The following is a 12,907-nucleotide window of genomic DNA, read 5'->3' as shown; positions in this document are numbered from 1 at the left end:
TCCTTCCAATATGAAGGATTATTTAGTTATCGATTATCGACTTTTTCTGGATTTAAATCATGATTCATTAAACGGTAATTCGCCATTTCTTCATACTTCGTGCCTGGCTTACCATAATTGCACCATGGATCAATCGAGATTCCTCCACGTGGCGTAAATTTACCCCAAACCTCAATATATCTTGGGTCTAGTAAGCTGATAAGATCATTCATAATAATGTTTACACAGTCTTCATGAAAATCACCATGGTTTCTAAAGCTAAATAAATACAGCTTTAATGATTTACTTTCTACAATTTTCTGATCCGGAATATATGAAATGTACATTGTCGCAAAATCAGGCTGACCCGTAATTGGACAAAGACTTGTAAACTCTGGGCAGTTAAATTTTACAAAATAATCACGGTTTGAATGCAGACTATCTACAGCCTCCAGAACCTCAGGAGCATAATCAGATGGATATTGCGTATTTTGGTTTCCTAATAATTTCAAATCATTTAAGCCTTCTTCATTTTTACGGCCAGACATAAAAAAACCTCCTAGAAAATGTATCCCAACACTTTCAAGAGAGGCTGTAGCAATGGCAATATAAAAAAATATGAAACAAGCAAATAAAAAAAGCCACGTCCTGTTATGGACATGGCGAATCGTCATGTTTCCATAGTTTTTTATAGAGGGTATCAGCTATGAACCTCTCCCGACTCGCTCGGGTAATTTATTCTTCATCATATTAAAGAAAATTTTGGAGGAAGTCAATACATTTTTCCAAATTTACTATTTTACAAGTGATCGAGAATTCCTTTTTTCACTCTCAATTAAATATTCAGCATTCATTTTAATCATTTCGATGTATTCTGCATCATTCAATTTGAGCTTATTTATGATCAAGGGGTTGAGTTTAATGGTTTCTACACTTCCGTTTACTTTGATTTCGTGAGTTTTCACATTGTATTGAACTCTCATATATAATTTTTCATTGTATGTAATATAAGCTGTCACTTCATTCTTCTCTATATCAATAACAGGGTATTCAATTTCGATTCCACTAGAAACAAAGAGTGTTTGACCTTGTTTCGATTTTCGTTTTTTGAAAAGCAAAATACACGCGATGACAAATCCCGATAGAGTTATTAAATTACAAGTTTTGCGCTTCATATTTCCTCCTTTTATTTTCTTTATTTGACACTTTAATAGTACCATAAATTTCCAATTCGCAAGTAATCTTTATTCAATTTTGATAGCAATTTTCATATTCATCTTTCATTAAAAGGCTTGTACAAGCGATGCCGGTTTCATCGTAAATATCAGTACTTACATCTAATTCAATACTATCTTCAGCATCTATATGATTTGATGATTCATGAGAAATCGAAATTGTCTCCTCATCAATCCAATACATAAAAAAGTTACTGCTAGCTTCACCATAATAGACAGTTTTAATTTGATCATTATCTTCATGATTAGTGATATTCACCCAGATTTTAACGCCACCAACAGCGCCTCCATAGTTTTGCAGATAAGCATTTGCAGTATATTTTTTTGTTGGCGAGCTCACAGGTTCTTTAAAAGTTTCCCCTATAAGCTGATCGAAGGTAAAAAAATAATTGAGATAAACGAAAATGCAAAAAAACATACCTATTCCTACTAATGAAGCAATTAAAAGCTTTTTAGGAAATCTATTTTTCTTAAAGAAGAAGATAATTAATCTAATAAAAAATATTAGTAACAACAACCCAGTGATGAAAAATATAAAAGATCCTAGTACATTTAGTTGTATAATCATAGCATTACCTCCTTATGAACTCCATTGAATTTCCTGAATAAATAATGCAAATAAGAAGCTACCAAAAATGACAAATAAAATTATTGAAATAATTAACAGCAGCCAGCAAAATGCTAAAAAAGCTTCATCAAAAATTTTCAAATTTTTCATAAAATCTCCTTAATTTCAGCTATATTTTATAAACGAATAAAATGGGATAAAGTTACAGATTGTGTAGTTTTTTGTTAAAACACTTGGCTAAGCTTAGTTGAACTTATACGTTTTAGCGAGTTTTATACCTTCTAATCCATAAAAAAGAAACCTATATAAGGTTTCTACTGTTTTGTGATATTAAGTGCAGCTACATAAGTTGCTCTGCTTTCTTCCCAGTTTCCTACTACTTCAACAATATAGTTTCCTCTTTCCTTGATCTCTTCAAATGAATTATAGGTTGCAATCACTTCTTCACTGTTCCACAACCTCAATTCGTAACTAGATGGTTCAATAGAAAATCGTACATCTATATGTTCGGTTAGGTTCACAGTGGTACCTTCTTCGATATTGACCATTTCGTATGGAGGTGCATGATCTGTTTGAACTTGAATCACCTCCCCTGTACTCTTCTTTATATAATGCCAAGAATAAGCTCCAGTATAAGTTTTTATAACCTCTTCCCCAATCATTATTATTAACGTTGGTGGTTTTTCTTCGTGTATATCAGATATGGCAGGAATTTTTGTCGATGCTATCTGAGCTGATTCGTCCATATTACATCCTATCAAGAAACATATCATTAACAGGCACACTATGATTTGGATTTTCATCAAAACCCTCCTTTTAAGATTAGATTGTTTTTTTTTAAAAATATTACAAAAGAAAGGACAAATTTACCGATTATTATCTCCAATTGTCCAAAACACCATTTTTTATAGCAAAAACTTTAACTATAAAATGTTCCCTAAATTTAACTTTAAATTGAACCAACCTCCTTTCTTTCCAAAGCCGCGAAAATAGATTATACTTGATTCAACATGTATTCCATAAGGAGGAATTTCCTATGACAGAGAACAACCAAAACGAAGCACCAAAAAAGAAAAGCCTGCAAGAGCTAGTAAAGCAGCAGCTTGAGAACAAAAAAAACAATGCGAACAATGGTAACGGGAAGAAGAAAACTGATCTTTCTGGCCAAAAAATGAAGAGCCAGCAGACTAAGAAGGCTAGCAATACTCGTAGAAAAATGGGTGTTTAATGAACGGGCAAAATCGTAAGGATGTAATACCTGGTATTACGGTAGATATTGTTTTAAAGAAGGATCAAAGAACTGGTACGCTTACACGAGGTATTATAAAAGATATTTTAACTAAATCGCCTAACCATCCTCACGGGATTAAAGTAAGGCTAACTGATGGGCAAATTGGACGGGTACAGCAAATTCATTCAACATAAAGATAAACAAAAGCATTCAAGAGCTACATCACTCTTGAATGCTTTTGTTTAATTACTGATCATATATAGAAGAGACTCATATAATCTAAATTCAGTTTACATAATAATATTATATATATATATTTTAACATCTTACATATTTTCGTTTAAAACCTAGGCGTCCTTTATCAAGATCCTTTTGAATTGATTCAGCTGAATTCACAATCGAACTTTTCTTGTTAGGACGTTTGATTTCAACTGAACCAATAGCATGAGCAATTTCAAGAGCCTTCTCGTGTTTTGGAATATATGAAATGCCTGCGGTATATACAAAATTATTCATTGAGGCTTTCGTTCTTTCTGGAGCATCATGAATTGTTTTTTCAATTTGGTCTAACATAATTGAGACTTTTTCTGGATCAAATTCATGATCTGGTCGATTCCCAAATAGCCAGCAATAACAGCTCCAGCCAGCCGACATTTTAAGCTCTTCCCCACTTGCAATCCATTTGTCAGCAACCTGCTGTGCAATACTTGCTTCTGCTAAAGTTACTGCAACTACATAATCCGATAGCATATAAAAATACGCACCATCAATCCAGCGCTCAAAATCTTCTTCAGTCATATACATTGGATCCGCTATAACCCCTGCAAAGTACATCGCATCGTAGTTTCCAGTAGCATATAATTGTTCTGCTAATGCTTGATCTATTTTTATTTTCTTAGCAATAGGCTTCATAGCTCCTGTTGCCACTCCAAAAATTGGTTCATGTGCTCCATTACTTATATACATCTTTTTCATGCGTTCTTTTCCAAGAGCCTCTAGCTCCTGCATAACCGTTTCGAAATTCATTTAGCTACACTCCCTCTCAATTTAAATAACAATTCACTTTAAACCCATTTAAAAAAGAGCTGCAAGGAGATACAACTCTTCGTTTTCAAGTACTTATTATAAGGATAGACTGGCACTAATCTAAATTGGTCGAAAGCTGCCAAATCACTCCGAATTTATCTTTAACTTGTCCATATGAAGGACTCCAAGGTGTTTCTTGTAAAGGCATAAGCACTTCTCCACCGACTAGTAACTTTCCATAGACCTCTCTCGACTTTTCTACGTCATCAAAAAGGATCGCTATATCTACCTGTGAGCCAGTTTGATATGGTTGGCCCGGGAATATATCAGAAAGCATAAGAAATGTATTATTAATTCTCAATTGTGCGTGGATTACACGGTCTTTTGCTTCTTCAGGAAGTGGAAATTCCGGATTTTCAGGTAATTCTCCGTAGGTTTGAACCCCTAAATTCTCAGCCTGTAACGCATCTTCATAAAATTTTACCGCTTCTTTACCGTTGCCATTCATTCTTATATAAGCATGTATACCTAAAGTCATCAAATACACCTCTTTTGTAGTTTGTGGTTTAAAACATTTATTTCAAATATTGCTACTTCTTACATGTAGATTACCATAAATATCATGCCCACTTTCAATTTATTTAACGATTTTTATAAAAAAATGTATAACAATTGATGTGTGAGCTATACTATTAAAGATTTCACTTCGACTCCAACGAATTGGGAGGGTTAACCCGATGGATGGGATTCATTGTTTTCATTGAAGAACATTTTCTGAACAGCTAAAGCGGTTTTCTTAGGTTAAAATCTTAAGAATCAATGCGAAAAGCGAGGCAGCGTATCGTGGATAACTTAATGCAAGTGTAATCAAAACCCGGAATTTATTCCGGGTTTTTAATTATGCCAATTTTTGGACTCTCTAATTACAGCAGCTTTCTTGGCTAACTATATTCACACTACAAACTCCAGTTTCAGGAAGCTCAAGTTCCACTTTTTTTGATGCTTCAATATCACCTCTTAAATAGGAAACAATTGAACGAACTTGTTCATAGCCTGTTGCCATTAAAAATGTTGGTGCTCGGCCATAGCTTTTCATACCTACAATATAAAAGTTCTTTTCCGGTTGTCTTAAGATTGCTTCACCATGTGGTCTTACTGTACCGCAGCTATGAAGATTTGGATCGATTAAAGGAGACAGCGCCTCAACACTTTCAGTTGATGAGTCAACACTTAATCTGATTTCACTCAAAAATGAGAAGTCAGGTCGGCTACCCGTGTTCGTTATAATTTCATCAATTTCTGAAATAGCAAATTCTTCACCGAAATATTCCCCTCTTAGCTCAATCCCGTTACTTTTCCGAGCTAGCTGATTTATCATGAATGGTGTATAGACCTTCACTTTACCACTCTCAACTAACTGATGAATTCGAATTCCAAGCTCACCCCTTGCTTTAAGGGCATCTTTTTCCTTCCCACCATACACATTTTCGACATTCAGCTTTCTCATCACCCAATAAATTTCCACGTTTTCGCCTAAAGTAGAAAGTTCAAGAATTGTATTAATCGCGGAATGACCGCCTCCAATCACTGCAACTTTTTTCCCAATATAACGCTTACGTTGTTTCCCAGATACATCTGGTATGCCATAGAAAATTCGATCTTCAAGCTCTCTTTCTTCAGTAGTCCAAATATTATCAGCATTTACTGGATTAGGCTGTGCCCATGTACCTGTTGCATCAATAACAGCTTTTGCCTCTATTCTTTCTGTAACACCCTGCTGCTCAACATAAATAACAAAAGAACTTTGCTCTCTCCCCGAATTTTTCATCTTATCTAGACTCTTTTTGCTTACAGATAAAACTTTTGCATTCAGCTGAAGATTCTTTTTAATTTGAGGTAAGCTTGCTAATGGCTCTAAATAGTTTTCTACAAGCTCTTTTCCCGTTGGAAGCTCTTCAGCTTGTGGCTCCATCCAACCACTTTCTTTCAGTAATTTTCTCGCTATCTTATCAATATTATACTGCCAAGGAGAAAACAGTCGAACATGAGCCCACTCAAGAATATTGTGGCCTACTCTACTGCCTGATTCTAAAACAATGAAATTTTGTTGCTTATCAGCTAAATGAGCAGCAGCTGCTAAACCTACCGGACCGGCGCCGATAATTGCTATTGGTAAGTGGTTATTTTTATTTAATTCAGAGTTCATCATATTTTTCTTTTCATTCACTGCCCCACAAAAGCTATTTTCAACTCCACTACCTTTTACACAATTACTCATTACATAACCTCCCAATTTAAAATTAGTTGCATAATACAAGTATTTTTTATAAATAAAAGCAAGATTTCTCTTGCCTAATACAAAGGTTTACAACATACAGAGGATTTTGACATAGCTTCGTTTAATAAATTAAGTGAACGAATAACTGTTTCCCGTTCAAATTCATTCATATGAGAAAAGACCTCTTCTAAATAGGTATTCATAGAGTGATCAATATTGGCTGCTACAAATTTACCTTGCACTGTTAAACTTAAAATCGAAACACGTTTATCATGTGGTGAAGGTGTTTTCTTTACTAGATCCATTTGGACTAAGGTTTGTATTTGTCTGCTAAATGTAGTTATATCCATTGCTAAGGATTCAGCTATTTGCTGCATGGAGGGCTCATTTCGCTTATCGATTTCATAAATAATATGGCTTTGAACAAGTGATATCTCAAAGTTTCCAACAGTACAGCAATTTTTATCTAATAAGCCAAATCTTCTCGTTAGTACATGGAAAATTTCACGTTTGTTTTCCATAAATTCACCTCTTGATTTATTTATACTCTACATACTTGTAATTTGCAACTATTTTATTTAAAATTTTATTAATCTTAATTTGGAGGCTATTAATTATGACAATTGAAATACGATTAACGGCTAAATCGGATTGGCATCAAGTAAAATTCATTTACGAAGCAGGTATTGCTACTAAGAATGCAACCTTCGAAACCGAGGCCCCCTCGTCATTTGATCAGTGGTTCGGAAATGCTATTCCATCATGTACTTTAGTAGCAGAAGAAGATTCAACTATTCTAGGCTGGTGTAAGCTTACTCCTGTTTCTTATCGGAAAGTGTACGAAGGTGTTGGTGAATTAAGTATCTATATACACCCAGACGCTAAGGGAAGAGGTGTTGGGACGTTGCTACTAAGCAATCTAATAAATGCCTCTGAAACAGGAGGATTTTGGACATTGGAAGCAAAAATTTTCTCAGAAAATGAAGCAAGCATTCATTTACATAAGAAACAAGGCTTCAAAATAGTGGGCATTCGGGAGAAAATTGCAAAAAGAGATGGAGTTTGGAGAGATGTTTTGCTGCTTGAGAGAAGAAGTCAGATGGTTGGAGTAAATTAAGAAAGATAAAAATCTCTACTTTACCTTTAAAGCAGAGATTTTTCTATTACTTATTCAACAGTTCTCCTAAAAATCGCGCTTTGATTTCTGGCCACTCTTCAAAGATGATGCTATACATTACAGTATGGCGAATGGTACCTTCCTTACGTATCATGTGATTTCTTAAAACCCCTTCTTTCGTTGCTCCGAGTCGTTCGATTGCTTTTTGAGAGCGTACATTTTCGTGACCTGTCTTAATTTGTACTCGATTTAGCTTTAATTCTTCAAAGCAATATTTTAATAATAAAAACTTACAATTTGTGTTAATGCTTGTTCGCCAATAGCCCGGTTGTATCCAGGTTGAACCAATCTCTACCCTTTTATGATTCTCAGCTATATCTAGAAAAGAAGTACTTCCGATGATTTGATTTGTCGCCTTATCGATAATAACAAATGAATATGATATATTTGCTTCCCTTTCCTTAATAGCATTTTCAATATAAAGTTCTACCGCTTCTTTTGTTAATAATGAAACCGATAAATGCTCCCAAATTTCAGGATACATACCTGCTCTCAATATCCCCTCAGCATCCTCCAACTGGATCGGTCTTAATTCTACTATTTCATTTTCAAGATTAATTATTTTTTCCAATTTACTTCCCCCCTATTTCTAGTTAACTGGAAATTTGATATGATTAAAAGTATCAAAAGTGAATATATTTACCATACCAGAGGATGTGAATAATTGGACATTTCAATCATTTTTTCGAACAAACAACCGAAATATATGGATATCTATGATCAAATGAAAACGATGATTATAAATAAAACATTGAGTGCAGATGAAAAGCTTCCCTCAAAAAGAAGCCTTGCAGTTAATTTAAATGTCAGTATTCATACCGTCAAAGAAGCCTACGAGCAACTAGCAAGTGAGGGCTATATATATGGAATCGAGCGTTCTGGCTATTTTATTTCTCATTATGACATGGAATGGGAGCAGCCTGCCATATTACGAGAAAGCAAAGTGCTAAAGGAAGCGCCGAAAGTTCAATATAACTTTAAAAATGGACAGGTCGATTCTGAAACATTTCCCCTTAATGCGTGGCTAAAAATTTATAAAAAGCATTTAAATGCTGATAATATAGCTAACTGTTCTTGGCAAGGAGACTTGGCATTAAGAGAGCAAATTTCTTTATATATAAAGAAATCCAAAGGCTTTAGTTGTGAGGCCGATCAAATATTCATTTATAGTGGTACGCAGCATCAGCTCAATGAATTGTGTCGTTATTTTGGCATTGTAAATGTGGCAATTGAAGAACCCGGTTTTAAAAGAGCAACGGCTATTTTCCAACAAAATGGATTGCCTATTGAATATGTTCCCATTGATGAAAAAGGAGCATCTATCCCTACAAAACCATGTCAGTATTACTACATAACACCTGCTCACCAATTCCCGCTAGGAGGTGTTATGCCTATTGAGAGAAGGATTGAATTATTAAAATGGGCAGGAGAAGCTGATTCCTATTTAATTGAGGATGATTATGATTCAGAATTTCGCTATAAAGGTAGCCCGATTCCACCATTAGCTCAAATCGACCAGCTTGAGCGTGTAATCTATTTTGGAACTTTCTCGAAAACCTTAATGCCTTCGCTCCGTATCAGCTATATGATTTTGCCAAAAACCTTATTAGAAAATTTCAATGCCTTTTACACTGATCAAAAGACAACTGTATCTAAAATCGATCAGCAGGTGATTGCTGAATTTATGGAGAGTGGCTTATACACAAAGCATATCTCGAAGATGAGGACCTTGTACCGAAAGAAAAGATTGAAGTTAATTGAAAGTTTACAGTCTTACCTAGGTTCAGAATTCGAAATTATTGGGGACGCTGCGGGGCTACATATTGTCGTAAAGCTACCGAATTGGCTGAATGAAACCGTTGCAATTCAACTTGCTAACAAGGTCGGAATTGCAATCGATCCTATCTCAACCTCCTACCAGCTCAACAAAAAAGAGAATTTCGTAATGATTGGATATGGCGCAATTTCCTATGAAGAAATTGAACATGCTACCTCACTACTTGCTTCACAATGGAAAAGTCACCATCCAGTTTAATCTTAATGGTGACTTTTTAGAGCTTGTTTAAATTAACATTCAGGTCATTGTTTTTTCATAAATGAATATTAAAATGATTCAATACAAATTTTTGAATTCCTAAAGATAAACCCCAAGCGATTGCTCCTGCAACTAGCGCTACTAATAATGGAAACGAATGTTTTAACATCACATAGACAACTAATAATAAAATAATGGTTGCCGGTAAACCAATAATAACACCTATTGTAAAGGTTTGAATTTGTTTGACTGTTTCTCCTTGTACAGTTAACCAAAAAATACTTAGTAAGCTTATCAAAGGCAGTGCAGCAATAATTCCACCATATAGAGGAAATTTTTTAGCAAGCTCTGTTACACAGGCAATAATTAAAGCTGAAGTCAAAAGCTTTACCCAAATCATCATTTTGCCGCCTCACTCAATAAACGAAAGGCTTGTATTACTTGAGTTTTTTCGTCTTCTTTTAACTTATTTAGAGCTTTTTGTAGTTTAAGCTCGTCCAATTCTGTGTTTTCTTTAAGTACTGCTATGCCAGCTGATGTTAACTCTAAATATACTTTTCTTTGATCTTGTTCACTTCGATTTTTAATAATCCAGCCATTCTTAACAAGTTTTTTAATATGTTCAGACGCTGTATTATGGGAAATTTTTAATGCTACCGATACAAAACTTACAGTAACATCGTCTTCCTTCTGTATCATTTGTAAAATTCGTACGCTTTGATGTGAAATTGTCTGCTCATGTGTTGGGTGGAGATAATAGTATATATCTGTAAAGTATGAATTCAGTTCCATATTGCACCTCTCAATAATATCGTCTCAATAGATTATATCGTATTTTACGACATAATTAAAGTCCATTAATTTTTAACTGCTCGAGAATCTGAATTGAGGGTACATAAACCAAAATGAAAATACTCATATTAGTCTTTGAAGGGAGCTGAAATTATGACTAATAACAAAGAATTCAATTCAAAAAGTAAAAATCCATTAGACCTTTCAAACGAAGAGGTTCGTTTTAGTAAAGATGAAGAGTTTGGGTTGATTACGGTTGAACACCCAGAAAAAAACAACTCTAAAAAGCTACCGATGAAGGATGTTATTAAGAAGATGGATAACAATCAAGGCGGCATGGCTTAACAACTATAAAAAATAGCCTGTTAGGAATATTATCCCCAACAGGCTTTTTCGTATGAGATTTATTAGCTTTTAATGTTTGGGAGAGGCTGTGTTTGGTAAACTCTTGAATTATCAGGCACAGATTGAGTTAACCAAATATTCCCTCCAATTACTGAATTCTGTCCAATCGTTGTGTCTCCACCCAGAATTGTTGCACCAGCATAGATGACTACATTATCTTCTATATTAGGATGGCGTTTAATTCCTTTGATTGGATTACCGTGTTCATCAAGCGGGAAGCTCTTCGCTCCTAAAGTAACCCCTTGATAAATCTTCACATTTTTTCCAATTGTACAAGTTTCACCGATTACAACACCAGTTCCATGATCTATAAAGAAGTACTCGCCAATAGATGCACCTGGGTGAATATCGATACCTGTAAGCTGATGTGCGTATTCTGACATAATTCTTGGAATTACTGGTACGCCCTCTTTATAAAGCTCATGTGCAATACGGTGAATCGTCATTGTTTGAATTGAAGGATAGCTTAGCAAGATTTCTTCAGTTGAAGTTGTTGCTGGGTCTCCATTATAGGCAGCTTGTATATCTGTTTGTAGGACTCTGCGAAGTTTCGGAAATTTATTGATTAAATTCATCACGACTTCTTCAGAATGTTTGGTAATTTCACCTAGCGGGATATTGCTATCATTTAAAAGAACCTTTTCAATTAAATCCTTCAAATTTAATGCAGAGATTCTTAAATTATTACCTATTGTAATATTCAGCCTTGTATCATCATGTGTGACCTTATCACATAAACATGGGAAAAGTGCTGAACGAAAATTACGCAGTATTTTATAAATCGTTTCCTGCCCTTCAAAACCAATTGTCTTATCTATTGAAAAATAATCCTTATGTATCTCTTCAAGTGATTTCGAAATATTTGGCACTTCATTATTCAGCCATTCATTCAATTTCATCGTACTTTTCCCCCTTAATACGAATTTTTTAGCAAATGTATTTTTCTCGCCTGTCTATTATTCTATGACACTCTTAGCTTTAAGTAAATAACTTCGGTTTGAAAGAATTTTAAATATTCCAAATCAATTGCTCGACTTACAAAATTTTGTTTAAAAAAGAGCAATCTCCTTTATAAATGCAAATTGCTTTGTATTAAAAATACTATTTATACACTTCTTCATTCACCGTATGCAGCAAGCGCTCACCTTGTAAGCCCTTTAAAATATTTATCACTCCAATTTCAACCATTTTATCCCTAGTCTCTTTAGTAGCACTTCCAATATGGGGTACAGCTATTACATTGTCTAGAGTAAGTAGTGGGTGATTGTGTCGAATCGGTTCTACTTCAAAAACATCCAGACCCGCAGCGAAAATCTTGTTTTCACTTAAAATCTTATATAAACCCTCCTCGTCTACTGTAGAGCCTCTAGAAACATTAACGAAAATACTTGTTGGTTTCATTTGCGAAAATTGTCCGTAGCCCATCATATGGTAAGTTTCTGCTGAAGCAGGAGCTAACATGACTACATAATCTGACTCATTTAAAAGAGCTTCTAAATTACGATATTCAACATTAAGTTCATCTTCAATTTTTGGGTTAGGTCGTCGGTTCGTATAAATTACCTCCATATTCAAAGCCTTTGCCTGCTTAGCGAGGATTTTACCAATTCGCCCCATCCCGATGATTCCTAATTTAGCCCCAGAAATTTTTTGACCGGCAAATAAAAACGGTCCCCAGCTTTCCCACTTATTATCTTTAATAAATTGTATACTTTCCCCAACTCGTCTTGCACAGGCAAGCATCAGTGTTAATGCAAGTTCAGCAACGGCTTCAGACAGTACATCCGGCGTGTGACCAACCGGAATCCCGCGCTTTGTTGCCTCTTTTATATCAATATTGTCAAAGCCAACTGCCATCGTACTAACAATTTTCAACTTTTTGGCATGCTCAAAAAACTCGGAGTCTAGCTGATCCGTAACATTTGTGAAGATTGCATCTGCATCAGCAACTTCTTTAAGCAGCGCTTCTTTTGGCATAACTCTATTTTCTTCTGTCCACATGAACACTTCATAATCTTCTGGAATCAGCTTTAAGAGAGGAGATTGAATCGAACGAGTAAATAATATTTTCATACTTTCACTACCTTTTAGTATAATTTTACAGCATTTTCCTAACTGAGACTACGGTTGATTTAATTAGAAACTCTTTTTATAAGTGATTTTATGATGATTTTGAAATGT

General features: G+C 34.8%; 18 protein-coding genes and 1 riboswitch. Of the genes, 5 read left to right on the top strand and 13 right to left on the bottom strand.

Annotated features, from left to right (window positions below; genetic code table 11):
- Nucleotides 1–26: 26 nt before the first annotated feature.
- The 4 genes from queF to LG296_RS08530 form a co-directional block, all read right to left on the bottom strand.
- A complete protein-coding gene (gene queF / locus LG296_RS08545; protein WP_107934519.1) occupies nucleotides 27–527 on the bottom strand; it encodes a preQ(1) synthase in 501 nt (166 codons plus the stop codon).
- A gap of 126 nt (nucleotides 528–653) precedes the next feature.
- Nucleotides 654–700, bottom strand: a riboswitch (PreQ1 riboswitch).
- 73 nt (nucleotides 701–773) lie between these two features.
- Complete coding sequence (locus tag LG296_RS08540; protein ID WP_107934518.1) at nucleotides 774–1,154, bottom strand: hypothetical protein; 381 nt, start codon at nucleotides 1,152–1,154, stop codon at nucleotides 774–776.
- Nucleotides 1,155–1,227: 73 nt separating this feature from the next.
- A complete protein-coding gene (locus tag LG296_RS08535; RefSeq protein WP_107934517.1) occupies nucleotides 1,228–1,782 on the bottom strand; it encodes a DUF5412 family protein in 555 nt (184 codons plus the stop codon).
- Nucleotides 1,783–2,096: 314 nt separating this feature from the next.
- A complete protein-coding gene (locus LG296_RS08530; RefSeq protein ID WP_107934516.1) occupies nucleotides 2,097–2,585 on the bottom strand; it encodes a hypothetical protein in 489 nt (162 codons plus the stop codon).
- A gap of 233 nt (nucleotides 2,586–2,818) precedes the next feature.
- Between LG296_RS08530 and LG296_RS08525 the strand changes: the two genes are divergently transcribed.
- Complete coding sequence (locus LG296_RS08525; RefSeq protein WP_107934515.1) at nucleotides 2,819–3,010, top strand: hypothetical protein; 192 nt, start codon at nucleotides 2,819–2,821, stop codon at nucleotides 3,008–3,010.
- Nucleotides 3,010–3,207, top strand: coding sequence for a YwbE family protein (locus LG296_RS08520; protein ID WP_107934514.1), 198 nt, complete (start codon nucleotides 3,010–3,012; stop codon nucleotides 3,205–3,207). The genes LG296_RS08525 and LG296_RS08520 overlap by 1 nt, the downstream gene beginning before the upstream one ends.
- A gap of 124 nt (nucleotides 3,208–3,331) precedes the next feature.
- Here the strand turns inward: LG296_RS08520 and LG296_RS08515 are convergent, their stop codons facing one another.
- The 4 genes from LG296_RS08515 to LG296_RS08500 all read right to left on the bottom strand — a co-directional run bounded on the left by LG296_RS08515 (nucleotide 3,332) and on the right by LG296_RS08500 (nucleotide 6,838).
- Nucleotides 3,332–4,039 (bottom strand): DNA alkylation repair protein, encoded by a 708-nt coding sequence (locus LG296_RS08515; RefSeq protein ID WP_107934513.1) that lies wholly within the window; start codon nucleotides 4,037–4,039, stop codon nucleotides 3,332–3,334.
- 115 nt (nucleotides 4,040–4,154) lie between these two features.
- On the bottom strand, nucleotides 4,155–4,577 hold the full coding sequence (locus LG296_RS08510) for a VOC family protein (RefSeq protein ID WP_107934512.1): 423 nt from the start codon (nucleotides 4,575–4,577) through the stop codon (nucleotides 4,155–4,157).
- Between the two features lie 381 nt (nucleotides 4,578–4,958).
- Nucleotides 4,959–6,317 carry an NAD(P)-binding domain-containing protein gene (locus LG296_RS08505; RefSeq protein ID WP_107934511.1) on the bottom strand — a complete coding sequence of 453 codons (1,359 nt, stop codon included), beginning with the start codon at nucleotides 6,315–6,317 and terminating at the stop codon, nucleotides 4,959–4,961.
- Nucleotides 6,318–6,391: 74 nt separating this feature from the next.
- On the bottom strand, nucleotides 6,392–6,838 hold the full coding sequence (locus tag LG296_RS08500) for a MarR family winged helix-turn-helix transcriptional regulator (protein ID WP_107934510.1): 447 nt from the start codon (nucleotides 6,836–6,838) through the stop codon (nucleotides 6,392–6,394).
- Between the two features lie 95 nt (nucleotides 6,839–6,933).
- On the opposite strand from LG296_RS08500, the gene LG296_RS08495 reads away from it, so the two are divergent.
- Nucleotides 6,934–7,434, top strand: coding sequence for a GNAT family N-acetyltransferase (locus tag LG296_RS08495; RefSeq protein ID WP_107934509.1), 501 nt, complete (start codon nucleotides 6,934–6,936; stop codon nucleotides 7,432–7,434).
- Between the two features lie 46 nt (nucleotides 7,435–7,480).
- On the opposite strand, the gene LG296_RS08490 is transcribed toward LG296_RS08495, so the two are convergent.
- Complete coding sequence (locus tag LG296_RS08490) at nucleotides 7,481–8,065, bottom strand: GNAT family N-acetyltransferase (RefSeq protein WP_235867602.1); 585 nt, start codon at nucleotides 8,063–8,065, stop codon at nucleotides 7,481–7,483.
- A gap of 93 nt (nucleotides 8,066–8,158) precedes the next feature.
- Between LG296_RS08490 and LG296_RS08485 the strand changes: the two genes are divergently transcribed.
- Nucleotides 8,159–9,529, top strand: a complete 1,371-nt coding sequence (locus tag LG296_RS08485; protein ID WP_181417985.1) for a PLP-dependent aminotransferase family protein — start codon at nucleotides 8,159–8,161, stop codon at nucleotides 9,527–9,529.
- Nucleotides 9,530–9,584: 55 nt separating this feature from the next.
- Here LG296_RS08485 and LG296_RS08480 read toward each other — a convergent pair whose 3' ends face one another.
- Both LG296_RS08480 and LG296_RS08475 read right to left on the bottom strand, forming a co-directional pair.
- Nucleotides 9,585–9,932 (bottom strand): DUF3147 family protein, encoded by a 348-nt coding sequence (locus tag LG296_RS08480; protein ID WP_107934508.1) that lies wholly within the window; start codon nucleotides 9,930–9,932, stop codon nucleotides 9,585–9,587.
- Nucleotides 9,929–10,321, bottom strand: coding sequence for a MarR family winged helix-turn-helix transcriptional regulator (locus tag LG296_RS08475; RefSeq protein WP_107934507.1), 393 nt, complete (start codon nucleotides 10,319–10,321; stop codon nucleotides 9,929–9,931). The genes LG296_RS08480 and LG296_RS08475 overlap by 4 nt, the downstream gene beginning before the upstream one ends.
- Before the next feature lie 153 nt (nucleotides 10,322–10,474).
- On the opposite strand from LG296_RS08475, the gene LG296_RS08470 reads away from it, so the two are divergent.
- Nucleotides 10,475–10,666 (top strand): hypothetical protein, encoded by a 192-nt coding sequence (locus LG296_RS08470; RefSeq protein WP_107934506.1) that lies wholly within the window; start codon nucleotides 10,475–10,477, stop codon nucleotides 10,664–10,666.
- Between the two features lie 62 nt (nucleotides 10,667–10,728).
- Here LG296_RS08470 and epsC read toward each other — a convergent pair whose 3' ends face one another.
- Together epsC and LG296_RS08460 are read right to left on the bottom strand one after the other, a co-directional pair.
- Nucleotides 10,729–11,625: a serine O-acetyltransferase EpsC gene (gene epsC / locus LG296_RS08465; RefSeq protein ID WP_107934505.1), complete on the bottom strand. Its 897-nt coding sequence runs from the start codon at nucleotides 11,623–11,625 to the stop codon at nucleotides 10,729–10,731.
- A 202-nt stretch (nucleotides 11,626–11,827) separates the two neighbouring features.
- Complete coding sequence (locus tag LG296_RS08460; protein ID WP_107934504.1) at nucleotides 11,828–12,799, bottom strand: D-glycerate dehydrogenase; 972 nt, start codon at nucleotides 12,797–12,799, stop codon at nucleotides 11,828–11,830.
- Nucleotides 12,800–12,907: the final 108 nt, after the last annotated feature.

Origin of the sequence: Ureibacillus chungkukjangi, assembly GCF_044795995.1 — a bacterium.
Classification (GTDB): Bacteria; Bacillota; Bacilli; order Bacillales_A; family Planococcaceae; genus Ureibacillus; species Ureibacillus chungkukjangi.
Note: the sequence above shows the minus strand (reverse complement) of the source record. Positions and strands in the feature narration are given on the sequence as shown.